A 24,384-nucleotide genomic window follows, 5' to 3' on the forward strand; every position below is an offset into this window, starting at 1 on the left:
TCTAATCTAAATTCCAAAATACATCGTTCATAGTTTCAAAATCATTTGTACCTGAAACATCTCTCAACCAATCATTACGGTTGTAATGATCATTATCATCAAAACAATTTTCTTCTTCTATTGGTTTATTATATTCTTTTATATAATTGTATATATTCTTAAAATTTGCTTTATTAGAAAATACTATTTCGTAAGTTATTTCATCATTTAATAAATAATTCAAAAAAGAATCTTTTACTATGTTTTTAAATGTGAAGCAGTTTTCTTCAGAATTATACATAATATTAATTTTATCTAAATTTAGATTAAAGTATTCCTCTTCTAAATAATCACTAATTTTAATCTTCTCATCTAAATAATTATAATCAAACAAAAAATTTCTATAATTATTAGTAATCTCAATTGATTTAAATACTTTATATTGAGAATGGAAAAAAGAAGGAGGAAGTACAAACCAATTTAATTCCCGTAAAGCCCATTTTATATATTCAAAATCTATTTTATTTTTAACAATCTTAATCTTGTTTGAACCAAAAATAAAATTTGTTGATCTATCCACAGACTCATTTATATAATTTACATAATATTCAAAAACTCTTGCTGAAATTATATTATATAAATCATCTCCAAAGTTAAAATATATATAACCTGATCCATTAATAAAATTAATATCATTTGTTATTATTTCATGAATAGACCCTCCATTTTGAAAAAAATCAAAGGATGGTAATCCATTCTTAGAACTATATGATGATATTACCTCTTTTAATTCTTTAATTATTTTTTTTAACCACTTATCCTCAGTATTTAAATTAGGATTTTGTAAAAACGAAACTATTTCTTCTAATTTTGGAATGGAGTAACTTGGTACAATTTCATTCTTTTTAACAAAAAAAGTAGAACTTTCATCTACATAAATTGAAATAAATTTATTTTTTATAATCCCATTCTCAATTTTTATATTGAATTTAGAATATCTATCAATATAATCTGAAAAATATTGGCTATCACTGATTTTAAAAATTAGAATAGCATCAACCCAGTCAGCATAAATAATTTCATTATCATACTTAAAAAATAAATTATCATTAATTATCTCCCAATAATAATTTGTTACATTATTAATCGGTTGTAGTTCTTCATTCTGTAAATTGAGATCAATTCCTTTATATTTTACAAGCATTAATTAATCTTTTCTTTAAATATACAACTATAAGAAATCAAATACAATTAAATTCTTTATCTAAAAACTTAAAGTCTTTTTTAAATCAATTCTAAGTTAAAGACATAAAAAAAGAGAGCTTCTTATTAGAAACTCTCTTTTGTAGTAGCGAGGACCGGACTCGAACCGATGACCTTCGGGTTATGAGCCCGACGAGCTACCTACTGCTCCACCTCGCGATTTAGTAGCGAGAACAGGACTCGAACCTGTGACCTTCGGGTTATGAGCCCGACGAGCTACCTACTGCTCCATCTCGCGTTATTGGACTGCAAATATACGTTCATTATTTAAAATACCAAACATTATTCGAAATTATTTTATTTTATTCGGACAGAAAACAAATAAAAACTACATAAATCACTATAATAAAGTAATTTATGCAGTTTTAAATATTTTAAAATTATTTTTAATAATCTTCTAAAATAATTTTAAATCGCTTTGATTGGTGGATGATTTTCGATAAAATCAATTGCTAAATCAGCACTATCTGTTAAAAATAATAACTCTTTATATGGTCTTCCTGTTGCTAATTGATGCAAAACCGAATAAATCGCTGTATCTTCTACATATCTTTTCTTACTCAAAAAAATCATTGGACTGTAATATCCGGAAGTTCCATAATGATTTTGAGCTGCTTCCTGAAAAATTTCTTGTGTCGTTCCTGCACTTCCAGGCGCATAAACTAAACCAAATAAGCTAATTGTTAACAACATATCTTCACGAATACTATTAGAAAAATATTTCGCAATATTCGTGGCAAATAAATTACTCGGTTCGTGACCATAAAACCAAGTAGGAATAGCCAAACTTTCTGCACCATTTGGGTAAATCTCTAAAACCTTCTGTGCATTAGTCATATAATTTTTTGCCAAGTATTCGGTTCTTTGATCATCAATAAAATCTAAATCTGCTAAAATATTAATCGCATTCATCAAATCTTCATCTGCATAGTTTGCCATATAAGCACCTAAGTTTGCTGCTTCCATAATTCCAGGTCCTCCACCAGAAACAACAAAATAACCTTTTTCAGTTGCCAATTTCGCTGCTTTCGCCGTTTCATTATAAAACTCAGAATTGCGCGCAGTAGAATGTCCACCCATAAAACCAATCACTTTTTTCTTCGTCATTCCGTTTTCATCATATTCTAAAATTCGACGCAAACCATCATCAATAGACAAATCGTGTAAACGTTGCGCCAAAGCTTCTGAAACAGACGGATTATATTTATGTTTTTTGAAATGTTTATAAATTTTAAGATCGATACTTTGGTCATTATTTGGATCATAACCATCCATCAACTCTTGCCAAGTATACAATTTTCCACGATATGGATTATAGGGAACTGATTCAAATTTTGGATAAACGAATGCTCCTTTTTCGATTAAATAGATTGCTTCATATTGTTTAAACTTACAACCCAAAAACGATGTATTACATAAATTATACTCTTCCCAATTGATTTCTTGACGCAAAAAATTAACATCTTGAACTACTTTATCGGTTAAATCTTTGGTTTGAGAAACTAATTCATTCCATTCTGATAGATTATGAACTAAATCTTTGATTGGTTTTATTTTCATTCTTATTTCTTACTTCATTAAAAATTCGAAAAAATGAATTTACACGAATTATTCCATACCTACGAATTCGGGACAATAAATCTGCTAATTTTCATTTTTCTAATTTATATTTGCATCAAATTCGTGCTCAACTTAATGGGGAATCGTATGCAAATCACGAACTGTCGCGCAACTGTAAATCAATATTTTTGACAAGTCAGAATGCCACTAAATTGAGTTAATAATTAACCAAAAACTTTCGCGAAAAAAGTAAAATTATGTTCTATGAAATCATCAAACCACCACAAAAAAACATTATCAACTCAAAAATTAATGAAGAAAAGTAACGTGTAAATATATGATAATGGAAGTGGAAAAAACACCAAGAGAAGAGTTGATTGAACAACGTATCATCAATTCTGAAACTCGCATTTTCAAAGCTGTTTTTCCTGGAGATACAAACCACCACAACACAATGTTTGGAGGATCAGTAATGTATTTAATGGATGAAATTGCTTTTATGACAGCAACTCGTTTTTGTCGCAAACCTATTGTTACAGTAAGTAGTGACAAAATTGATTTTAAACACTCAATTCCTGCAGGAACTATCGTAGAAATGGTAGGGAAAGTGGTACGTGTAGGACGCTCAAGTTTGGATGTACAAATTGATGTTTTTATCGAAAGTATGTATCGTGACGGACGTGATAAAGCGATTTCGGGAACGTTTACATTAGTTGCAATTAACGAAAACAAACGACCAGTTCCTGTTATTGACTAACACGAGCTATAGAAAATTTTTAATCCTTTATCTTTTTGATAGAGGATTTTTTTATGATTTTCAATTAATAATTGATAATATTCTAAAGGTTTCTTAGTTTTACATTAAACACAAGAAAAATGGAATTACCTTTTGCCGAACCATTTCGCATAAAAATGGTCGAAGAAATTTATCAATCTACTCGAGAAGAACGCGAAAAGTGGATCGAAGAAAAAGATTACAACCTATTTAACCTAGAAAGCCACAAAGTATTTATTGATTTATTAACTGATTCGGGAACTGGAGCAATGTCCGACAAACAGTGGTCTGCAATGATGACTGGAGACGAAAGCTATGCTGGTTCTCAATCTTTCTTAAAACTGAAAGAAACCATTAATACCATTACTGGATTTGAGTTTCTTCTACCTACGCATCAAGGTCGTGCAGCGGAAAATGTATTGTTTTCAGCTCTTGTAAAAGAAGGTCATGTTGTTCCTGGAAATTCGCATTTTGATACGACAAAAGGTCACATCGAATTTAGAAAAGCGCACGCAATTGATTGTACTATTGATGAGGCTTTTGACAGCGAATTGATTCATCCTTTCAAAGGAAATATCGATTTACAAAAGTTAGAAAATGTCTACAAAGAATACGGAAAAGAACAAATTCCATTTACATTAATCACTGTTACATGTAATTCTTCTGGTGGCCAACCTGTATCAATCGAAAATATTCGTCAAGTTCGTGAATTGTCTAATCAATATGGAATTCCAGTCTTTTTTGATGGCGCTCGTTTTGCAGAAAACGCTTATTTCATCAAAGAAAGAGAAGAAGAATTCAAGACAAAAACGATTAAAGAAATTGTTTTAGAAATGTTTTCTTACGGTGATGGAATGACAATGTCTGCGAAAAAAGATGGTTTGGTAAATATTGGTGGATTTATTGCACTGAATAATGAAGAGCTATATAAAATTTGTGGAAATTTCGGAATTATTTACGAAGGATATTTAAGTTATGGCGGATTAGCTGGACGTGATTTAGCAGCTTTAGCACAAGGTTTACAAGAATCGACAGAATATTCTTATTTACAATCGCGCATCAAACAAATTGAATATTTAGGGAATAAATTAATTGAGTTTGGAATTCCAATTCAGCAACCAATTGGTGGACACGCCATCTTTGTTGATACTGTAAAGTTTTTACCAAATGTAACACGTGAAGAATTTCCTGCGCAAACATTGGGAATCGAATTGTACAAAGAAGCTGGAATTCGTGGTGTAGAAATCGGAACTATTTTGGCAGATCGTGATCCTGAAACACGAGAAAATCGTTATCCAAAATTAGAATTATTGCGTTTGGCAATTCCAAGAAGAACTTACTTCCAAAGTCATATGGATTATATTGCAGTAGCTTTGAAAAATATTTTTGATCGCAGAAACGAGATTAATTCAGGTTATGAAATTTCGTGGGAATCTGAAATTTTAAGACATTTCACCGTAAAATTGAAAAAGAAATAAATAAAAAATCCTTCAGAAATTCTGAAGGATTTTTTTGATATTACCATCTCCAATCGCCCGAAATACGAAGTGGAGTTTCTAAATTTCCTTTGATTAAGGCTTCTTTTATTTCTTGCTCGTTCCAACGTTTTGAAGGAATTTCTTTCAAATTACTCAAACTATACAACAAATACGTTTCTAAAATCACATTGTTTTTCAAACCAACTTCTTCCACATAATCAAATGTATCGCAATTTGCATGATAACAATTTAACGCTCCTTTTGTAAATTGACTATCCGAAAGCCCGATAATAGGCACGCCTTGCAACATAAACGGTTGATGATCTGAATGTAAATCTACACTCGCAAATGTTTTCAATTTAAAATCTGGAATCACTTTTTGAACATCATTCGCATAATCAGTTAAAATAGGCAAATTACTTTCCATTGTCGAGTAATACGACTTTGGATTTGTTGTCATATCCATATTCGACATTGCTTTGATTTGATTGATAGAACCATCTTTCAACGCTTGATTGACATAATATTTAGAACCTATCAAACCAACTTCTTCGCCCATAAATAAAACAAATTCTATTGTTCGATCATTTTGAAGATTTAACTTTTTATACGTTCTCGCAATATCCATTACAGAAAAACTTCCAACGCCGTTATCAATTGCTCCTGTAGCCAAATCCCAACTATCTAAATGTCCTCCAAGAACTATTTTTTCGTTTGGAAATTTAGAACCGATTTTCTTTGCAATAATGTTGCGACCTTTCATTTGTCCAACATCATTTTTCATTTCGATTTTAGCAATTTCTTTTCCTTTTGATAGATTTTCTTTAATTTTCAATCCATCTTCTAAACTAATATTAATCGCAGGAATTTTAATAATTTCTCCCGTTACAGAAGCCGTTCCTGTCAATAGAATTCCTCCAGCAGGGCGATTAAACAAGATAATTCCTTTCGCTCCGTACTTTTCTGCTAAAGCTGTTTTTTCGGAACGATGTAGATTTTCTATTTCTTTTGGCGTTCCATCCAACAAACCAAGCGCAGCAAAAACAATCTTTCCTTTTACTTTATCACCAATCTTTTTGTAATCTTCTTCAAGTCCATTTCCTAAATCAATCAATTCTCCCGAAAGACTAACATTTTCTGGCGAATGCGCCAAAGCAACGGCTTTTATAGGTTGATTATTGATTTTTAAATCTAAACTTCTACGATTCCATCCGCTAAATGTAAACTCTTGAAAAGACACATCATAACCATACGAACGCAACAAATTTGCTGCATATTCTTCTGCTATTCGTCCATTTTCTGTTCCTGTTGCACGATGTCCGATTGTTTCGGTTGCTTTTTTTAATTGTTGATAAGCTTCAGAATTTTGTTGTACTTCTTTGTTAATCAAGTCTAAAACTTGTTGATTAGTTTGAGCAGATAAACTCATGGTTGTAGAGATTAAACCTAGTGTTAATAAAAATTTCGATTTCATGTGTGAGTATTTCTATAAACTTAAAAATGTTTTTGGAAATAGTTGATAGAATGGGAGGAAAATTTAATCAAAAAAAATAGTCCTCAAAAAATGAGGACTATTTATATGAAATTATAAATTATTTCTTAATGAGCTGGTACGAAACGCTCTCTTGCATCTTGCAATAATTTTTCTGCTTCTGCTTTATCACCGTACCCTTCAATTGTTGTTGTTTTATTTTCTAAGTCTTTATAAACTCTGAAAAAGTGCTCAACTTCTTTCAATGTATGAGGATTCATATCAGTGATGTTTTCTAATTGGTTCCATGTTGGATCAGCAACTGGTACACAAATTAATTTTTCATCTTGTCCTTTGTCATCAGACATTTTAAGAACACCGATTGTTTTTACTTCGATTACACATCCAGGAACAGTAGGTTCTGTTAAGAAAACTAATACGTCAATTGGATCTCCGTCTAATCCTAATGTATTTTCTACGAAACCGTAATCAGCTGGGTAGAACATTGGAGAGTATAAAACACGATCAAAACGGATTCTTCCTGTTTCGTGATCCATTTCATATTTATTGCGAGATCCTCTTGGGATTTCAATGATTGCATCAAAAGTCATTGTAATATTCTTTTTTTTATTATGTATTTTCTAAAAATTCCAATCTAAACCGATTGTGATGCCAAATTTACGAACATCTGGCAAATTATTATAATTTCCGCGCCAATTAAAATCAACACGTATTGGTCTAATGTTTCCAAAACCAATGTTTTCGATCCCAAACCCGTATTCGTAGTAGATTTGTTGATTTGGTGCAAAATATTCTATTGTCGAACGATTAATAGCTTTACTTTTCTCCGAAATGTCTCCGTAAGCCGCTCTCAAGAATCCTACTTCTCTTAATTTTAATTTTTTGATTAACGGAACTTTGTTCAAAATCCAACCGTTAAAATGATGTTCCCAGTTCATCGTTACATATTCGTCTGTTACAAATTCATAATAATCTAATTGTGAAAATGTACCATAAACTTGTCCGTAACTCTCATTTCCAGGTAACGCACTCATTAATGATAAAGGAACACCTTGAAATGTTTTTCCTGCTTCTACAGTTACCAATGATTTACCAAAAGATCCAATCAAAATTGGTTGTGTATATAAAAATTGTAATTTATCATATTCAAAATCTGAATTAATAACGCCTTTCAATCCTTTTGTATAGCGCAACATTAACGTGGGTGCAAGTGTTGTCATTTCGTAACGATCAATCCCGTATTGCGAATATTTTGCACCTGGACGAGCAATTACCGAAACACTTACACTTGAGTTTGTTAAAGTTTCTTTAATCTGACCATTTTTTTCATAACCAATCGAGAAATGTTCTGTATCTGCTGGTTTGATTAATTGATAATTTCCATCAACACGAAACGTTACATTTTTCCAAGGTTCAATCGATGTATACACATTTGTCAAATTATTATTACTCAAAAATGTATTATCTCCTTGATTGATGATTGATGACGAAGCAAAACTACGGGTCATAATTCCATCAGAAGCCGTTAACGTTGCAGCCAATTGTTCTACATCACGTTTTGTTCCGATACCGACTTGAAAACGATTATATTTATTGAACATGTAACGAAAATCTGCTCCATATTTGAATTTATCATCTCGAAAACCATATGCCAAGAAACCTTGCGCACGCCACATATCATTTTGCGAAAAATATGTACGAGCTCCAGCTCTCAAACGGAATCCTTCGATTTGGTTGTATCCAAAAGATGAATATAAATTCCCGATATCAATTGCATTTCCGACATTGTAATATCCAGAACCAAAAATCTCGATTGCTTTCACAATATTATTGAATTTTGGTACTTTATTTAATTGCTCTAATGTTTCGTAAATACCTTCTTGATCTTTCGTTAAAGCTTCAGGACGATTTTCTGTCCAAAACTGATTATCTTTTTCGTTAAGCGCAGCTTTTGCTGGATCTAATTTCTCGTAATAAAAAGCTTCGGGATGTGTTGTATCGAAATCGTAATTGTAATAATTCACCGTTTTATGCGCAAAAATTCCTTTCGCACTTTCCTTTTTACTCAACAACGACATATCCAACATCGCATATTCTTTTTTCGGATAGAAAATAGAATCGTTTGGAATATCATATTCTAGATTCATGAAAATATTACGCACAAAATTCACGTTCATTTCTTTCGTCGTTTCCATCACAACCTCTTTCACCGCATAAGCATCTTTCGAAATATATAATTCTCCTTTAAATGTCAATTCACCTTCGCGACGTGGATAATATTTGATTCGATAAGATTCTATTCCATCTACATCAATAGTATCTTTCAATTCGTAATCATAAACCGCGAAACCATCTGTAGCAATTGGACTCACAAATTTAATATCTAAAATATTGACACGATTATCATAAATATCAATATCACGGAAAAGATTTTTTACCGTAGAAGCCACCACTTCATTTTTCTCGAAACCTGATGTTTTATTTGCAATTAATTCTCGACGTTCTTTTGTAGAAGGTTTATTAATTCCTGCAACATTGTAAATTGACTCATTCAAGAAAGCTGGTAAATATGTTTTTCCATTAATAGAAGAAGTATCTACTTTCTCGAAAACAAACTCCATTCCTTTAAAAATCTTACGTTTCATAAAAGTAGAATCGATATTACTAATATCAAATTGCAACTTTTCGTATTCATCATATTGGTAATGTGGTGCTAATTTTAGCCCATTTTTCTTTTTACGTTTCCATACTTCACGCAAAATAGCATAAGCTGGATTTTCTTTCTTTTTAAGACGTTTTTTCTTTGCTGAAACAACCGCAGTTTGTAAATCTACCGTTCCGTCATCTTCTTCTGAAGTATTGTCTTCTGCTAAAAATAATTGAGCAATAAAATTATAATCAATTTTATTTTCAATTACATAATCAGACGTTTCATATCCATTTTTTGATACGACAATTTTATTTGTATTCGAACTAGATTCGATATAAAAAGTGCCATCAGAGTTTGATGTTGCACTTACTTTAAGTTCTGGTAAACGAATATCTGCGTAAGGAATAGGCTTCTGAGTTTCAGAATCGATTACCTTTCCTTGAATTTTTACTTGCGCGTGCACAGACGCTAAAACAACTATAAAAAAAGCTGTTATATAACTTTTCATCAATAAGATTTGGTTAAAAAAAAATAAAGTCTAGCAAAATGTATGCTAGACTTTACAAATATAGTTTATAAATCTTAATTATTTATACATCACAGCTTTTACAGCTTCAACTACATCTTTTGCATTAGGAATCCAAGTCTCATACAAGTTTGGAGCATAAGGTGCTGATGTATCTTTTGTTGTGATACGTTTGATTGGTGCATCTAAATAATCGAATGCTTTTTGTTGAACCATATACGTAATTTCTGAAGCAACTGAAGCGAAAGGCCAAGCTTCTTCTAAAACTACTAAACGATTTGTTTTCTTAACAGATTTGAAAATTGTATCGTAATCTAATGGACGAACTGTACGTAAGTCAATTACTTCTACAGAAATTCCTTCTTTAGCTAATTCATCAGCAGCAATGTAAGCTTGCTTAATGATTTTCCCGAAAGAAACTAACGTTACATCTGTACCTTCACGTTTGATTTCTGCTTTACCAATTTCGATTGTGTATTCTTCATCTGGCATTTCCATTTTATCTCCATACATCTGTTCAGATTCCATGAAAATTACTGGATCGTTATCACGAATTGCAGATTTTAATAAACCTTTTGCATCATAAGGATTTGAAGGAACAATTACTTTAAGACCTGGTACATTTGCATACCAATTCTCAAAAGCTTGTGAGTGTGTTGCACCTAATTGTCCTGCAGAAGCAGTAGGTCCTCTAAATACAATTGGACAGTTGAATTGTCCTCCTGACATTTGATAAATTTTTGCAGCGTTATTGATAATTTGGTCAATAGACACTAATGAGAAGTTGAATGTCATGTATTCTACGATTGGGCGACATCCCGTCATTGTAGATCCAATTGCGATTCCAGAAAAACCAGCCTCTGCGATTGGTGCATCAATTACACGTTCTGCTCCAAATTCGTCTAACATTCCTTTCGAAGCTTTGTACGCTCCGTTGTATTCTGCTACTTCTTCTCCAATTAAAAATATAGATTCATCGCGACGCATTTCTTCACTCATTGCCTCTGCGATTACTTCTCTAAATGTTTTTATAGCCATTTTATGCGATTTCGTTCTTTATTATATTTTTTCCTAAAGCAAATGTAATAAAAAACTTGCGAATTATTTAAAACGAATTCATTCAATAAAAAATCCCAAAATAATCTAAAGTTATTTTGGGATCGAAAAATAGTTGAAAAAGAATGTAATCTCTGTTTTTAGAACCAGCCTTTGTGACCTTTTACATAAGTTTCATCAAACTCTTCATCAGATTTTGTTAAATACATAATTCCTTCGATTAATCCAATAAGTCCTCCTGCTCCACATGTCACAAGACCAATAATTAATTGAATAACACCTTCTTTAGTGTAGCCTAAATAAAATTTGTGAACTCCTAAAGTTCCTAATACTATCGCTAAAATTCCGGCAATAAGTTTTTTCTCTGATTTGTACGGTTGATTGTTTTCCATAATTTTTAAAGTTTAACTAAATAATTGTTTTTGTTGGTTACAAATTTAATTTGTCCATCTTTCTTAAAAATCACTAGATATAATGATTTTGAATATTGTACAAATAATATAAATCTGATCTTAATTTAAGGTTAACGATTTAACAATCTACTTTTTATAAAATCAATTGCTTTTCTTTACATTTGCATAAAATGGTGCTCAACGAGTGAGTTAAAAGGGAATTTGGTTCAATTCCAAAACTGTCCCCGCAACTGTAAATTCTAACATACTTTTTGTAAAAGAATAAGTCAGGAAACCTGCCATTGCTAACAAATTAATAGAAAATGTTTTCGGAGGAAAAACAGATTTTAATATGAAAAAACTTTTTCTTTGTTTTAATCTTATCGCTGGAATTGCTTTTGCACAGACGGATACCATCAATTTGAAACCTTTGATTTTGAACGATGCTTTTCTTAAAAATCATTACAAATCTCAAAGTATTATCAAACTTAATGATAGTATTTTAGAGCAAAATCCTAATCAACTGACGCAAGTTTTACAAGAGCAAACGCCAATTTATTTTAAAGAAAATGGACGAGGAATGGTTTCTTCACCTTCGTTTCGAGGAACTTTAGCTTCGCACACAGCCGTAATTTGGAACGGAATTAATGTCAATTCGCAAACAACAGGACAAACGGATTTTAATTTATTTGCAAGTAATTCGTTTGACGGAATTTTAGTGAAACCAGGCGGCGGAAGTATTGCGTATGGAACAGGTTCTATCGGCGGTACAATTCATTTGTTGAATAAATTTGAGTATGACAAAGGTTTACAGCAAAAAATAAATTTAGGATACGGAAGTTACGATACATGGTCGGGAAAATATCAATTGAAATATAGTACAGAAAAATTTAGTTCTTCAATCGATTACGAACGAAATCAATCTGATAATGATTATAAAATTCCGAATCACATGAAGAAGAATTTGAATGGAAAATATTATTTCAATACAATTAATGGAAATTTTGGCTATAAAATTAATCCTGAAAACGAATTGAAACTTTATTCAATGTTCAATTTTGGAAAGCGCGAATTTCCTTTGGTTGACATTGGTTCAACGCCTTCTGGATACGAAAATCAGGATTACCGTTTGATGACAGAATGGAATTTCAATCCAAATGAAAAGTGGCAATCGCAGTTAAAATTAGCTTATATCCGAGAAGAAAGCAGTTATTTCAACAATATTCACAAATCTTATTCGGACGATTTACAGGTGGATAATTATGTTTTAAAATATTATCTGAATCATCAATTGACTAATAATTTCGAGCTTTCATTTTTATCTGAAGCTAATTATAATCAAGGAAGTGGAAATAATTTGAATAAAAGCGATCAAAACTCAATCAATTTTGCCTTAATCGCGAAGCATAAATTATCAGATGTTTTGGAATACGAAGCGAGTATTCGTCAAGATTTTTCTGATACGTACCAAAATCCATTTATTTATTCATTGGGTTTTAATTTTCGTCCGATTCATTCGTATCAATTGAGAGGAAATGTTTCGAAAAATTTCAGAAATCCAACCTACAATGATTTATTTTGGAAAACTGGTGGAAATCCAGATTTGAAATCAGAATCAGCTTATCAATTTGAACTTGGAAATGATTTTATCAACAAAAATTTAAACATTCAAACCAATATTTTTTATAATAAGTTGAGTGATATGATTCAATGGATTCCGAGTTCGCAAAACACTTCTTATTGGGTTCCTGTGAACATCAACAAAGCTGAAACCTATGGTTTTGAAATAATTGGAAGCTACAAATGGAATGCATTTAGTTTCAATACAACTTATGCATACACCAAAACAAAAGATAAATTTAAAAATAAGGAATTGATGTATTCCCCAAATCATAAATGGACGGCGAGCGCACAATACACTTACAAACGTTTATCTGCTTTTGTACAAAATATTTATACAAGTAAAGTTTTTACCGATTCGGAAGAAGAAAGAACACTTGATGGTTTTTGGCTAACGAATTTAGGTTTAAATTATACGATTTCACCACTTTATAGCGTTTCTATGAGTGTGAATAATGTGTTTAACCAAGAATATCAAACGCAAGAAAATCGTTGGCAACCCGGCACAAATTATAACATACAAATACAAATAAAATTTTAAAAAACTATGACTAAATTTAAATCAATCGCACTTATAGCCTTGGCAGGAGTATTTTTACAATCTTGTTCAAATGACGATGATGGGCCAAATAATGATCCTGAAAAAGGAAACTACTCGAAAGGAGTTTTTATTTTGAATGAAGGAGGTTTCAATTCAGCTAACGCAGAAATCACTTATTTTGATCCAACAAAAGATGTAAGTACAACAAATCCTATTCAAGAAATTTTCAAGACTGCGAACGCTGGTGCACAATTGGGTTCTGTAGGACAAAGCATGTATTTCAAAGGAAACAAAGCTTATATTGTTCTTAATGTTTCTAATAAAGTAGAAGTTGTAGACAACACAACTTTCAAAAAAATTAGTACAATTCCATCATCAGATAATATGAGCAACCCTCGTTATATCGTTTCTGATGATCAATTTTTGTATATCTCAAACTGGGGAGATCCTAATGTAACGACAGATGATTTTATTGCAAAATACAAAATCAGTGATTTAACATTTGTAGAAAAATATAAAGTAGATGAAGGTCCAGAAAAAATGATTCTTGACAATAACAAACTTTATGTTGCACAAAAAGGTGGCTGGGGAACAGGTAAAACAGTTACAATTATTGACCTTAAAACAAATGATAAAAAAAGTATAAATGTTGGTGATGTTCCGACAGATTTAACAATTCAAAACGGAAATTTATTTGTGCTTTCTCAAGGTGTTAATTGGGGAACTACTACAAAAGGAAAATTGGTTCGTTATAATTTAACTTCAGAAGATAAATTAGAAATGAATTTTCCTGATGGACAACATCCTAATTTCTTAGTTGCGGAGAATAGTAAATTGTACTACATCGTTAATAATTCTGTTTATTCTATGGCTACAAATGCAACTGCATTACCTACAAAAGCAGATTATATAACAGGTGCTGATAATGTTTATGGATTTAATGTAAAAGGTGATACTTTTTACGTTTTAGATTCTAAAGATAATAAATCGAGTGGGCGATTATTAATTCAGAATGCACAAGGAGGTCTTAAAAATCCAGCAATTACAACTGGAGTTTCACCAAATTCTGTTTACATCAAATAATATTTCCTGAAAAATCAACATAAAAAATCTGAACTTTAAACTTCAGATTTTTTTATGTTTTTCATTTTGAAAATTGTTTGTGAATTAAACACTACAATCGCGAGTAAAATCAAACTATAACCGATCATTTGCATTGGAGAAACGGCTTCTTTGTAATAGAAAATTGCTAAAACAAAATTCATAATTGGATTCAAATAAATTAAAATTCCAACGGTTGAAGAGTCAATTCCTTTTAAAGCAAAATTGTTTAAGAACATTGGAATGATAGTGAACAAAATCACAATCATCATGATACATTGATAGAAAATTGTTTCGGTCGGAATTGGTCCTGAAAAGATGAAAACCAATGGTAACATCAGAATCGCTACAATTAATAATTGTGTCATCAACAAATTAAAACTATCATAAAAATTCAAGCTTCTCTGAATAATTATATAGAGTGCAAATGTACACGCTACAATCAAACTATAAACCAAGTCTATAAGATGACCTATAGAAAGAACCAAACATGCTAAAAAACTAATACCAACTGCAATCCATTTTATTTTGGTCAAATGTTCTTTCAGAATAATGAAAGCCAAAACGGTGGTGATAATCGGACAAACCAAGTATGACAGCGACGCAGCTTGCACACTAATATGATTCATCACGATAATAAACATCAACCAATTTGTCATCAAAACCAATGATCCGCCAACAATTAAACTTCCTAATTCTTTCTGTTTCTTTTTATCAAATGATTTAAACAAATCAAAATCAGCTTTCATCTTATTGCGTCGAAATCCAACATTAATGACCACTAAAAAGAAAACGGAAACGTACAATCTAAAAAATAGAATATCCAAAGGTGGATAACCAGCGATTGGTTTCAATCCGAAACTGAAAAATCCCCACATAAAGTAGGTTATAATGGCTGCTATGATATATTTTGATTGATTCATAAAAGAGGCGTCAATTTGTACAAATGTATCGAATATCCAATTTGGAAATGATTATTTTTGCCTTAAATTTTATAGAAATGGAAAATCTTTTTACAGACGAATATTTTATGCGAATCGCCTTTAACGAAGCAATTACAGCTTTCGAGCGAGACGAAATTCCAGTTGGAGCTGTGATTGTTTGCAACAACAAAATTATCGCGAAAGCACATAATCTAACGGAAACGTTGACTGATGTTACCGCGCACGCTGAAATGCAAGCGATTACGTCAGCAGCAAATTATTTGGGTGGAAAATACTTACAAGATTGTACATTGTATGTAACTTTAGAACCTTGTGTGATGTGCGGCGGAGCATTGTATTGGAGCCAAATCTCGAAAGTGGTTTATGGTGCTTCGGATGAAAAACGTGGTTTTAAAGCAAAAATTGGCGAGTTACATCCAAAAACTGAAATTGTTTCGGGAATTATGGAAGATGAATGTGGTCTATTAATGAAAGAATTTTTTCAACGCAAGCGTTAAATCGATTTCAAAATCGATAAAACTTCGTCATAATTTTCTATAAAAGCCATGTGTCCTCCATCAAATTTATACAAATGAATATTAGGTAAATCTGGAATTAAGGTTAAAAATAATTCAGGATTAACTGTTTCATCATTCATTCCAACAATAATATAAATTCCACCTTTGAAATCATACAAAATCGACGAACGATCTGGACGCTCTCGCATTCCTTTCAAAGCTGCACAAACGCCTTCGATTGGAGTTTCTAAAGCAATTTCTTTTACAAATTTCAACTCATCTTTGAATTGATCTCGATGATGCGCTGCAAATAAAGTAGGCATACTAAAACTCACCAACGCATTGAAATTTTTACGAGCAGTTTCACACGCTTTCAAACGTTGATTTTTCTTCGCTTCATCATCTGGTAAAGTCGAGGAGTTAATCAAAACAATATTTTCTACTCGTTCAGGAAAAAGATCAGCCAACGCACACGTCACATATCCTCCCATCGAATGTCCTACAAAAGCTACTTTTTCAAGATTTAATTCATCCAGAACTTCAATCACTTTTTCTGCCATTTCTTCCATCGTATTCACCTCTTGAAAATTTTCAGAATTTCCATGTCCAGGTAAATCAATTGTAATAATTTGATTGTGATGAAATAAATCATTCTGTAAACGATTCCATATTTTATGATTTTCCAAAAAACCATGTAAGAAAACTATAGGTTTCCCAACTCCAATACTTTCGTAGAACAACATATTTTGGTTCAGAATTTGTAATTAATTAAATACAAATTTACAATAATGAAAAAATATAATCCCATAATAATACTCACAATAGCTATTGGTGCTATTATCATTTATTGTATGACAAGTAATCAAACAATATCAATAGGAGAAACGACTCAAAAAGTAGTCAAAAAAGATTCTTCTATTCAAGAAATTGCTTTTGCTTCTCCAAAGACTATGAATAATTCTGAATTGAAATTAATTCAAGGAAAAGGCGAATTTGAGATTGAAAAAGAAGCGAAAGAACAACAAACTTTTAGTTTTAGGAATGATTCTTCTTCCTCTGTTTTTATTCAAATTATTCCTCAAAATAAACTCGGAAACATCAGAATTAATCAACTTATCTCTCCAAATAACGAGAAAGATGGTCCTTTTGGACAAGAAATCAATTATGATTTAACCGAAAAAGGCTTGTATCAAATCCGAATTGGCGAAAGTTTGATGCAAGGAGATACATTTGAAGGAAAATATACCTTGAAATTGCAGTTAAAATAGTTACTTTTACAACAGAATTTTTCTGTTATGAAATGGACTTTTATCGCTTTTATTACATTGATTACGCTTTATAATTGTGAAGACAAATCTACACCAACCATTTATCCAAGCAAGATTGGAGTTGATTCTGCGTACAAGGATTTGGTAAAAAAAGATAAACCAACAACAGAAGATGTAATGAAAGAAGAAGTGGTAAAAACAGCTTCTCCTCAGAAAAAAGTTGTGATAAAACCTCAGCAAAAAGTTATATCTAATACAGATAAAATTGTTCCTTTAAGCGCTAATAACACTACAGAGAATCTTGAAGTAAGTTATGCAAAAGCAAAAGCGGAACCGACTAAAATAGCGGGACAAACCAATACGTTTACGTTTAATGCAGATTCTGCAAAGAAAGTTTGGATCAAAATTTCTGCACAAGATTCTACAGCGAATATTAGAATTAATCACATCAAAGGACCTGCGGATTCTATAAAAGGTGGTCCTTTTGGCAAAGAAACCATTTTCGAATTACCTGCGCGTGGCGTGTATCAATTCTCGATTTCGGAGAAACCAACAACCCCAAAACCATACGCTGGGAAATATAAAGTTGAATTGAAATTATTGTGGAAATAAATCTATTTGTAATAGATTTTGTAGTTAAGTGAATGATTTTTCAAAATATCTTGTTTAATCATTTCACCATTAATTTCATTGTAATATTCGACTGATTTTTTTGTTACAATCAAATCAAAATAGCCATTTCCTTCGGGACAAAAAGGATTTTCGTAAGAAGTTTCTAAACCAATAAAATAGTTTTTGGCTTCGGAAGGTTTAAGTTTTAAATGAATCGGAAAAATATATTTTCCTTGATAATCTTTATCCACTTCAAACCATTTTTCTTCAATCAAACTTTGTTTATCCTCAATCGATTTTAGAATCATTGGTTTGAAATAATAATATTCGTTGCAATAATTTTTCTTTTTCACTTTTGATTCGAATAAAATTTCAATTGCGACAATTTCAATTTCTTTCTCGTTTGGAAGTAATAAATTCGAAAATATTTTAAGTCCGAAACTTGTGTTATCCGTTAATCGAACCACTTGTTTAAACTTTGGACGAAATTGTTTGTAATTGGAATAATTCATAACCTCAACTTGATTGAGATTAATCGTATCCAACTTTTGAGCAAAATTCATCACAGAAAGTAAGAAAAGAATTAGAAACTTCATTTTATAAAAATAGAAAAAAATTTCAGTAAATGATTTTCTCAATTCATCCTAAAAAATCAACAATTCGTAAACATATATTTATACAAGTCTTTTGATAACTATAGTTTTGATAAAAATTAACAACATGAAAACACTTATCAAAATCCTAAAAATCTTCTTTATAACTCTAATTTCAATAATTACACTTATTTTTTTATATTTATTTATTAGTAATAAAATTTTCTTAGCTTCTAAAAATGAAACAAATATTGGCTATCTAAAAAATAATAAAACAACAATTGACAGCAACTTTGATTCTCAGATTTTTGATAATAATTTCAACACTTCAAATGTTATTCTATTAGGTGAAATTCATGGTTTTGCTGACAATCAAAAATTAGATGAATTTATGTTTAAATATCTGAATAAGAATCTTGGATTCAACTATTACATTGCCGAAATGGACAGTTTAAATTCTAAAAAATTAAACACATTTCTAAGCTCCGATGTTAAAAATGAAAAATTATTAAAAGAAGTTGTTTTAGCTATTAAAAAAAGAATTCCTCAACAATCAAGTCAAGAGTTACTAAAAAAATGGAACAACTTGTATGATTACAATAAAACATTAAATAATTCATCTAAAATTGTTGTTTTGGGTATTGATACAAACTTTGATGATTCTAACAACAAAATTTCAAGAGATTCTGCAATGATTGAAAATTTTAATCATATCATTTCAAAGAATCATCTACAAAATGAAAAATTCTATGGATTATTTGGTCTTTTTCATACACTTCAAAAAAGTATGAATGATAAAGAAAAACCTTTTGCTGAAAGACTTTTAGACAATAAATATAACGTAACAAGCATCGTAAGTTATACATTGGATAGTGAGATGTATTTACCTAAAAATGATCAATTTCCTACTCCAGAAAATGAAAAAATAAACTGGATAAATGCTGATGGACCGATGATGTTAATAAAAGGTATCCTTGATTTTAAAGAACTTGCAAAGTCTAATTCTATTTCAATTTTTAATCTTAATGCGAAAAATTCACCATACAAATCTTCTCAAAATTTAATTCAAATAAAGTCAAGATTATTTGGAGAAAACATTACGCCAAAAGAAAATTTAAAAACAACTGATTATTTTCAATACGTTGCAATTCTTCGTAATTCTGAAGCATTAACTCCAATTCAATAAAAAAAACGGAATCTTATAGATTCCGTTTTTTTTATTTTCCTTATATCGATTAAATCAAATTCAAAACTTGTTCTAAATCTTCTAATAAGTCATCTATATCTTCGATACCAACAGACAAACGAATTAAATCATCTGTAATACCAATTTCAGCACGTTTCTCAGCAGGAATAGACGCATGTGTCATCGTAGCTGGGTGATTTGCTAATGATTCAACACCACCTAAAGATTCAGCCAAAGTGAAAACTTTTAAGTTTTCTAAAATTTTGAAAGCATCTTCTTTCTTCCCAGAAGTCAACGTAAACGTTACCATTCCTCCGAAATCTTTCATTTGTTTTTTCGCAATTTCGTGTTGTGGATGATTTTCTAAACCTGGATAATACGTGTGCGCAACTTTTGGATGAGCCTCTAAAAATTGTGCGATCTTCATTCCGTTTGAACAGTGACGATCCATACGAACAGCCAAAGTTTTGATTCCACGTAAAACTAAGTAAGAATCTTGTGGTCCTAAAATTCCTCCTGTTGCAAATAAATTGAAGTGAACATCAGTTGCCAATTGCTCTGAATTAACCACAATTGCTCCAGCAACTAAATCTGAGTGACCTCCTAAATATTTTGTTGCAGAATGCATCACTATATCTGCTCCCAACTCAATTGGTCGTTGTAAATAAGGCGAAGCAAATGTATTATCAACAGCGACTAAAATATCAGATTTTTTTGCTTTTACAGCATCATTTACAGCTTTGATATCAACCACTTTCATCAATGGATTTGTAGGTGTTTCAACCCAAACCATTTTTGTATTATCATTGATTAAAGCAACAACAGCCTCAACATTTGTCATATCTACGAAATGGAATTTCAACCCAAATTTTTCATAAACACGTGTAAACAAACGGTAAGAACCTCCATATAAATCGTCCATCGCGATGATTTCATCACCTGGTTTAAATAATTTTAATACACCATCGATTGCAGCCAAACCAGAACCAAATGCAAAACCTGCAATTCCTCCTTCGATAGATGCTAATGCATTTTCTAAAGCAGTTCTTGTTGGGTTTGCACCACGAGAATATTCGTATCCTTTGTAATCTCCTGGTGATTTTTGTGCGAATGTTGATGTTTGGTAAATTGGAGTCATTACAGCTCCTGTAGAAGGGTCATGTTGTTGACCTCCGTGTATAGCTTTTGTATTGAATTTCATTGTAAATGCTTTTAACTATAGCAAATATATGGAGTTTTATTTATTCTTTGTTTTAAAGATTTGTTAGAATTTATTTCAGGAGAATTTTGGATTCAATAAGAACATTCTCCACTATATAAATATCAAAAATAGAAGGTCTAACTTTTATAATTGCATGATTTTTTGTCAAACTAACTTTTTCAAGCTGTTGATATAAGTTTTTATCTAAATCTATTGTTTCTTTATTTCCTTTAAAATTAACTTTCAGCTTATAATAATCTCCACCTCTTCTATGTCTTCCTTTTTTAACTTCTAAAATTTCACAATTTTCTGTAATTATTTGATCTTTTGCTAAATCATTAACAATATGTTTCGATCCATAATAAAAAGATATTGAGAGAAAAATCGAGTAATAAATGGAAATTAAAACAATATCTTTCCAATATCCCGTTTCTACTAATTTACGTTTAAATATTGGTATATTTAATATTAAAAAAACGAAAATCAGTGAAAATATAAATAATACAATATAAGACCACCATCCTACATTAAATAATATTAATTCATCTTTCTTATAGAGGACAAATGCAATAACTAATAATACAATTGAAATAAAATTTGATGTCTTGGTAGAAACAAACTCTTTTTTTGTAGTATTTTTTGCTATATCTTTCTTTTTTGATTTTTTATTCTTTCTTCCCATTAACTAAACAATTCGTGTAAGACTTGTAATGATTTTGGCTTCTTGAAATTATTGGTATGAATTTGATAATACTTCACTAGAATCTCGAGTAAGAGAGAACGTTGTGATTGATTGAATGTATTTTTAGAATCTTCAGAAAAGTGTAATTCTAACAATTTTTTGAACAAAACAGTTTCATCTGCTTTCAACATATTGATGGATGAATTCGAATTCGTAAAAAAACCATTTTCTAAATCAAATAGATTTCCGTCAGTTTCTAAATTTGGATAAAAACCAAGAAAATGAGATAATTGAATCAAAAAAATCAAATGAAAATCTGCAAAATCGTCTTTCTTTTGATCAAATTCTTTTAGCGAATGTTCGATGTAAAAGTATAATTCAGGATTATCAGCTTCTTCTTTCAACACTAAATTTAAGATTTCAGCTAAGAAAAAAACAATCGCCGATTTGATGGGATGAAAATGCAACGATTCGTAATAATACGACGTTTGCACTGATTTTAAGAAAACCAATTGTTGCTCATTTGATTTCGGTTGAAAACTCAAATCTATTTCTGCTAGCGGAAAATACAACGAAGTATTTCGCTTTTTTTTGGAGAAAACTCCTTTTGCTATAAATGATTTTAAGCCAAAATCTTGTGTATAACAACGAATAATTAAACTCGTGTCACCATATTTTAAGCTTGAAAGTACAATGGCTTTGGTTTCTAAAATTTTCATTAACGGACAACTGCAATTTTCAATGTTTTGGTTTCTGTACCATCTGCATTTGTCATCAAAACTAAGTAAATTCCAGAAGCTACTGGCTTTCCTTTTGCATTATTTGTATTCCATTCTACAATTCCTCCTTCGGCTTTTTTCTCAAAAAGTAAATTTCCAACAATATCTGTAATCTTAACCAACGCACGATTTGGAAGATTTTTTATCGTAACATTCCCTTTATATTCTGGTCGATAAGGATTTGGATACGCAATTGCATTGTTAAAATTATTCGCTTCTGTCGACACATCTCCATTATACGAAACCACACCTTTTTCTGTTGCAAAATATACTTTTCCTGTCGATTCATCAATCGAAACATCGTACACAACATCCGAAGGTAAAGGTGAATTTTTAGACGTAAAATGTAATTTCGTCGTTTCTCCACTATCCGAAACATAATAAACTCCTGCCCCATTTGTTGCAATCCATTTATTATTTGCGTTATCTACTTTTATAGCGTAAATCCCAACATCAGTTAACAACGCTTCCGGAATTCCATCTTGAATAATAACAACAGGCTCGGCAATTATATTATTAGAACTTACAGCATTATCAGCTCCGTACAACACAACTAAACCTTGCCCTGTTCCGATCCAAAGATTTCCACTTTTATCAAGTGAAACTGTATGTACATCATCACTTGGTAAGTCTCCATTTGCAACTTTTATATTTACAATCTCTTTAAAATTTGAGTTATCCACAACAGAGATTCCACCATAACGTGCATTAGGAAAAAAAGTATATTGGCTACCTGCTATAGGTTTTACAGCAGTAGAAGCTATATTTTTTTCAGATCCAATAATTTCCCAAGAAGTATTTCCATTCTTTCTTCTTGCATAATAATTAAATTTTGAATCAGGATATCCAGCACCTGCCGCTTTATCTACAGGAAAAGAAGCTGCAACATATAGATTTCCTAAAAGATCGTAATTAAGACCTGCTATTCTTGAACTAGAAAAATCATTTTTTTGTAAAATTATTTTTGGCTCATCGTTATCTGCTAAATTAAACTCTAACACATCTCGTCGTCCATCTACATCTCTATCATAATAATTATAAGATCCTACTACAAATTTATTATCATCTAATGGATTCACTTCTACTTGTACTATATCTTTTGCTTTAATTTTTGAGAAAGAAAAATGTTTCCAATTTTTACTATCGTAATATGAAAAACCATCTACATTTTCAGCTGGAGTATTATAAACATCTCCCATTCCTCCTGGTGCAATCCAGACTTTACTCTTAGCTGTTGATACAGACCAAGCTTTATTATTGAAAGGTCCATCGGGATAAAATTCTTTATGATTAGATAAATTAATAATTCCATGATTTACTGAACCTCCATAAACAATATTATCAATTGAAATTGCAGTATTAAAATTAATTTCAGATTTAGAATAATCACCACTTCCTAAAACAGATATCTGATTATTTTGAGTAATGATTAATTTTTCATTTGATAATTTTAAATCTTCAATAAAATTAAAAGCTCCAGAAACAGGAGTTCCAGAAATTGTTTTTAATTCATTGTTTACTGAATAATAAATCTCATTGTTAAAAAGCTCTATATTCGAAACATTACCTGAAACTAATGTTGTCCATAATTTTATATTTGGATTATTTAATTTCTTGTCCGATAAATCGCTGGAATAAATACCTTTATCTGTAGCAATATATAAAACATCTTCTTTAATCCTTGCATCATTTACAACTTCAGAATTTATACGTGTTGTTTCTTTAAATTCTTCATCTTTAAGACTGTAGGAAACAATCCCAAAAGCACCAGAAATAAACGCAATTCCATCATTTATAAAAATATGATTGATTTTTTTAACTCCGTTAAATCCATTCCATTTAATATCCAGCACCATCGTCGATTCTCCAGATTTCAATAAATCTAAACCTCCATTTTCATACCCAACTAAAAACGAATCCGAATCTTTATCATAAGCCATTGCAGAAACCCCAACATTGTTCAAAAAATTGGTTTTATTTAGTTTAATCCAATCACTTGTTGGATTTAGAGGATTGAACAAGAAAATTCCGTTTTCAGTTCCACAATAAATCACACCATTTACTTCTTCCAACAATTTCACATTATTGTAAGAAAAAAGATCAGTCCAACGCACTTTATCATTTTGAGCGTTTAAACTTGTGAAAATCATGGTGATGAAAATGAACAATTTTGTCTTCATAATGCACAA

General features: G+C 30.8%; 22 protein-coding genes, 2 tRNA genes and 1 riboswitch. Of the genes, 8 read left to right on the forward strand and 16 right to left on the reverse strand.

Features of this window, described 5'->3' with window-relative positions:
• Window position 1: 1 nt before the first annotated feature.
• The 4 genes from B4E95_RS05920 to B4E95_RS05935 all read right to left on the reverse strand — a co-directional run bounded on the left by B4E95_RS05920 (window position 2) and on the right by B4E95_RS05935 (window position 2,802).
• Window positions 2-1,183 carry a hypothetical protein gene (locus B4E95_RS05920; protein ID WP_291090664.1) on the reverse strand — a complete coding sequence of 394 codons (1,182 nt, stop codon included), beginning with the start codon at window positions 1,181-1,183 and terminating at the stop codon, window positions 2-4.
• Between the two features lie 145 nt (window positions 1,184-1,328).
• Window positions 1,329-1,401 (reverse strand) — tRNA-Met (locus B4E95_RS05925).
• Between the two features lie 6 nt (window positions 1,402-1,407).
• Window positions 1,408-1,480 (reverse strand) — tRNA-Met (locus B4E95_RS05930).
• Between the two features lie 170 nt (window positions 1,481-1,650).
• Complete coding sequence (locus B4E95_RS05935; protein ID WP_291090666.1) at window positions 1,651-2,802, reverse strand: LOG family protein; 1,152 nt, start codon at window positions 2,800-2,802, stop codon at window positions 1,651-1,653.
• A 343-nt stretch (window positions 2,803-3,145) separates the two neighbouring features.
• Here B4E95_RS05935 and B4E95_RS05940 point away from each other — a divergent pair, with 343 nt between their 5' ends.
• Complete coding sequence (locus B4E95_RS05940; protein WP_114998110.1) at window positions 3,146-3,559, forward strand: acyl-CoA thioesterase; 414 nt, start codon at window positions 3,146-3,148, stop codon at window positions 3,557-3,559.
• Window positions 3,560-3,678: 119 nt separating this feature from the next.
• Entirely contained in the window at window positions 3,679-5,055 is a 1,377-nt protein-coding gene (locus tag B4E95_RS05945; protein ID WP_291090668.1) for a tryptophanase, read from the forward strand.
• Between the two features lie 40 nt (window positions 5,056-5,095).
• Here B4E95_RS05945 and B4E95_RS05950 read toward each other — a convergent pair whose 3' ends face one another.
• The 5 genes from B4E95_RS05950 to B4E95_RS05970 form a co-directional block, all read right to left on the reverse strand.
• A complete protein-coding gene (locus B4E95_RS05950; protein WP_291090669.1) occupies window positions 5,096-6,529 on the reverse strand; it encodes a M28 family peptidase in 1,434 nt (477 codons plus the stop codon).
• A 125-nt stretch (window positions 6,530-6,654) separates the two neighbouring features.
• Window positions 6,655-7,137: an inorganic diphosphatase gene (locus B4E95_RS05955; RefSeq protein WP_291047917.1), complete on the reverse strand. Its 483-nt coding sequence runs from the start codon at window positions 7,135-7,137 to the stop codon at window positions 6,655-6,657.
• 30 nt (window positions 7,138-7,167) lie between these two features.
• The gene (locus B4E95_RS05960) at window positions 7,168-9,705 is read right to left on the reverse strand and encodes a DUF5686 family protein (protein ID WP_291090671.1); all 2,538 of its coding nucleotides are present in this window, start codon (window positions 9,703-9,705) and stop codon (window positions 7,168-7,170) included.
• A gap of 78 nt (window positions 9,706-9,783) precedes the next feature.
• Complete coding sequence (locus B4E95_RS05965; protein WP_114998120.1) at window positions 9,784-10,761, reverse strand: pyruvate dehydrogenase complex E1 component subunit beta; 978 nt, start codon at window positions 10,759-10,761, stop codon at window positions 9,784-9,786.
• A gap of 158 nt (window positions 10,762-10,919) precedes the next feature.
• The gene (locus B4E95_RS05970; protein WP_125349960.1) at window positions 10,920-11,171 is read right to left on the reverse strand and encodes a TM2 domain-containing protein; all 252 of its coding nucleotides are present in this window, start codon (window positions 11,169-11,171) and stop codon (window positions 10,920-10,922) included.
• 175 nt (window positions 11,172-11,346) lie between these two features.
• Window positions 11,347-11,489, forward strand: a riboswitch (cobalamin riboswitch).
• 34 nt (window positions 11,490-11,523) lie between these two features.
• Here B4E95_RS05970 and B4E95_RS05975 point away from each other — a divergent pair.
• Together B4E95_RS05975 and B4E95_RS05980 are read left to right on the forward strand one after the other, a co-directional pair.
• Entirely contained in the window at window positions 11,524-13,332 is a 1,809-nt protein-coding gene (locus B4E95_RS05975; RefSeq protein ID WP_291090673.1) for a TonB-dependent receptor plug domain-containing protein, read from the forward strand.
• A gap of 6 nt (window positions 13,333-13,338) precedes the next feature.
• Window positions 13,339-14,415: a DUF5074 domain-containing protein gene (locus tag B4E95_RS05980; RefSeq protein WP_291090675.1), complete on the forward strand. Its 1,077-nt coding sequence runs from the start codon at window positions 13,339-13,341 to the stop codon at window positions 14,413-14,415.
• 35 nt (window positions 14,416-14,450) lie between these two features.
• Here the strand turns inward: B4E95_RS05980 and B4E95_RS05985 are convergent, their stop codons facing one another.
• Entirely contained in the window at window positions 14,451-15,356 is a 906-nt protein-coding gene (locus B4E95_RS05985; RefSeq protein WP_291090677.1) for an EamA family transporter, read from the reverse strand.
• A gap of 77 nt (window positions 15,357-15,433) precedes the next feature.
• On the opposite strand from B4E95_RS05985, the gene B4E95_RS05990 reads away from it, so the two are divergent.
• Window positions 15,434-15,874: a nucleoside deaminase gene (locus B4E95_RS05990; RefSeq protein WP_286495275.1), complete on the forward strand. Its 441-nt coding sequence runs from the start codon at window positions 15,434-15,436 to the stop codon at window positions 15,872-15,874.
• Here the strand turns inward: B4E95_RS05990 and B4E95_RS05995 are convergent.
• Window positions 15,871-16,617 carry an alpha/beta fold hydrolase gene (locus tag B4E95_RS05995; protein ID WP_291090680.1) on the reverse strand — a complete coding sequence of 249 codons (747 nt, stop codon included), beginning with the start codon at window positions 16,615-16,617 and terminating at the stop codon, window positions 15,871-15,873. The genes B4E95_RS05990 and B4E95_RS05995 overlap by 4 nt on opposite strands.
• Window positions 16,618-16,662: 45 nt before the next feature.
• Here B4E95_RS05995 and B4E95_RS06000 point away from each other — a divergent pair, with 45 nt between their 5' ends.
• Together B4E95_RS06000 and B4E95_RS06005 are read left to right on the forward strand one after the other, a co-directional pair.
• Window positions 16,663-17,142: a hypothetical protein gene (locus B4E95_RS06000; RefSeq protein ID WP_291090682.1), complete on the forward strand. Its 480-nt coding sequence runs from the start codon at window positions 16,663-16,665 to the stop codon at window positions 17,140-17,142.
• 27 nt (window positions 17,143-17,169) lie between these two features.
• On the forward strand, window positions 17,170-17,754 hold the full coding sequence (locus B4E95_RS06005; RefSeq protein ID WP_291090684.1) for a hypothetical protein: 585 nt from the start codon (window positions 17,170-17,172) through the stop codon (window positions 17,752-17,754).
• A 2-nt stretch (window positions 17,755-17,756) separates the two neighbouring features.
• Here the strand turns inward: B4E95_RS06005 and B4E95_RS06010 are convergent, their stop codons facing one another.
• Entirely contained in the window at window positions 17,757-18,350 is a 594-nt protein-coding gene (locus B4E95_RS06010) for a hypothetical protein (RefSeq protein WP_291090686.1), read from the reverse strand.
• A 124-nt stretch (window positions 18,351-18,474) separates the two neighbouring features.
• On the opposite strand from B4E95_RS06010, the gene B4E95_RS06015 reads away from it, so the two are divergent.
• Window positions 18,475-19,533 carry a hypothetical protein gene (locus B4E95_RS06015; RefSeq protein ID WP_291090688.1) on the forward strand — a complete coding sequence of 353 codons (1,059 nt, stop codon included), beginning with the start codon at window positions 18,475-18,477 and terminating at the stop codon, window positions 19,531-19,533.
• 49 nt (window positions 19,534-19,582) lie between these two features.
• On the opposite strand, the gene B4E95_RS06020 is transcribed toward B4E95_RS06015, so the two are convergent.
• The 4 genes from B4E95_RS06020 to B4E95_RS06035 form a co-directional block, all read right to left on the reverse strand.
• Entirely contained in the window at window positions 19,583-20,734 is a 1,152-nt protein-coding gene (locus tag B4E95_RS06020; protein ID WP_291062847.1) for a cystathionine gamma-synthase, read from the reverse strand.
• A 70-nt stretch (window positions 20,735-20,804) separates the two neighbouring features.
• Window positions 20,805-21,416, reverse strand: a complete 612-nt coding sequence (locus B4E95_RS06025) for a hypothetical protein (protein ID WP_291090690.1) — start codon at window positions 21,414-21,416, stop codon at window positions 20,805-20,807.
• On the reverse strand, window positions 21,416-22,135 hold the full coding sequence (gene recO / locus B4E95_RS06030; protein ID WP_291090692.1) for a DNA repair protein RecO: 720 nt from the start codon (window positions 22,133-22,135) through the stop codon (window positions 21,416-21,418). Before recO ends, B4E95_RS06025 begins: the two co-directional genes overlap by 1 nt.
• Window positions 22,135-24,375, reverse strand: coding sequence for a two-component regulator propeller domain-containing protein (locus B4E95_RS06035; protein WP_291090694.1), 2,241 nt, complete (start codon window positions 24,373-24,375; stop codon window positions 22,135-22,137). Before B4E95_RS06035 ends, recO begins: the two co-directional genes overlap by 1 nt.
• Window positions 24,376-24,384: the final 9 nt, after the last annotated feature.

This window comes from Empedobacter sp. UBA7494, from assembly GCF_002478465.1.
Classification (GTDB): Bacteria; Bacteroidota; Bacteroidia; order Flavobacteriales; family Weeksellaceae; genus Empedobacter; species Empedobacter falsenii_B.

What these genes read in the sequence shown, in the direction of transcription:
- B4E95_RS05965 (WP_114998120.1), bottom strand. Translation starts at nt 10,761, where the DNA reads ATGGCTATAAAAACATTTAGAGAAGTAATCGCAGAGGCAATGAGTGAA.
- B4E95_RS05970 (WP_125349960.1), bottom strand. Translation starts at nt 11,171, where the DNA reads ATGGAAAACAATCAACCGTACAAATCAGAGAAAAAACTTATTGCCGGA.
- B4E95_RS05975 (WP_291090673.1), top strand. Translation starts at nt 11,524, where the DNA reads ATGAAAAAACTTTTTCTTTGTTTTAATCTTATCGCTGGAATTGCTTTT.
- B4E95_RS05950 (WP_291090669.1), bottom strand. Translation starts at nt 6,529, where the DNA reads ATGAAATCGAAATTTTTATTAACACTAGGTTTAATCTCTACAACCATG.
- B4E95_RS06010 (WP_291090686.1), bottom strand. Translation starts at nt 18,350, where the DNA reads ATGAAGTTTCTAATTCTTTTCTTACTTTCTGTGATGAATTTTGCTCAA.
- B4E95_RS06005 (WP_291090684.1), top strand. Translation starts at nt 17,170, where the DNA reads ATGAAATGGACTTTTATCGCTTTTATTACATTGATTACGCTTTATAAT.
- B4E95_RS06000 (WP_291090682.1), top strand. Translation starts at nt 16,663, where the DNA reads ATGAAAAAATATAATCCCATAATAATACTCACAATAGCTATTGGTGCT.
- B4E95_RS05920 (WP_291090664.1), bottom strand. Translation starts at nt 1,183, where the DNA reads ATGCTTGTAAAATATAAAGGAATTGATCTCAATTTACAGAATGAAGAA.
- B4E95_RS05935 (WP_291090666.1), bottom strand. Translation starts at nt 2,802, where the DNA reads ATGAAAATAAAACCAATCAAAGATTTAGTTCATAATCTATCAGAATGG.
- B4E95_RS05945 (WP_291090668.1), top strand. Translation starts at nt 3,679, where the DNA reads ATGGAATTACCTTTTGCCGAACCATTTCGCATAAAAATGGTCGAAGAA.
- B4E95_RS05985 (WP_291090677.1), bottom strand. Translation starts at nt 15,356, where the DNA reads ATGAATCAATCAAAATATATCATAGCAGCCATTATAACCTACTTTATG.
- B4E95_RS06035 (WP_291090694.1), bottom strand. Translation starts at nt 24,375, where the DNA reads ATGAAGACAAAATTGTTCATTTTCATCACCATGATTTTCACAAGTTTA.
- B4E95_RS06025 (WP_291090690.1), bottom strand. Translation starts at nt 21,416, where the DNA reads ATGGGAAGAAAGAATAAAAAATCAAAAAAGAAAGATATAGCAAAAAAT.
- B4E95_RS05995 (WP_291090680.1), bottom strand. Translation starts at nt 16,617, where the DNA reads ATGTTGTTCTACGAAAGTATTGGAGTTGGGAAACCTATAGTTTTCTTA.
- B4E95_RS06020 (WP_291062847.1), bottom strand. Translation starts at nt 20,734, where the DNA reads ATGAAATTCAATACAAAAGCTATACACGGAGGTCAACAACATGACCCT.
- B4E95_RS05980 (WP_291090675.1), top strand. Translation starts at nt 13,339, where the DNA reads ATGACTAAATTTAAATCAATCGCACTTATAGCCTTGGCAGGAGTATTT.
- B4E95_RS06015 (WP_291090688.1), top strand. Translation starts at nt 18,475, where the DNA reads ATGAAAACACTTATCAAAATCCTAAAAATCTTCTTTATAACTCTAATT.
- B4E95_RS05940 (WP_114998110.1), top strand. Translation starts at nt 3,146, where the DNA reads ATGGAAGTGGAAAAAACACCAAGAGAAGAGTTGATTGAACAACGTATC.
- B4E95_RS05960 (WP_291090671.1), bottom strand. Translation starts at nt 9,705, where the DNA reads ATGAAAAGTTATATAACAGCTTTTTTTATAGTTGTTTTAGCGTCTGTG.
- B4E95_RS05955 (WP_291047917.1), bottom strand. Translation starts at nt 7,137, where the DNA reads ATGACTTTTGATGCAATCATTGAAATCCCAAGAGGATCTCGCAATAAA.
- B4E95_RS05990 (WP_286495275.1), top strand. Translation starts at nt 15,434, where the DNA reads ATGGAAAATCTTTTTACAGACGAATATTTTATGCGAATCGCCTTTAAC.
- recO (WP_291090692.1), bottom strand. Translation starts at nt 22,135, where the DNA reads ATGAAAATTTTAGAAACCAAAGCCATTGTACTTTCAAGCTTAAAATAT.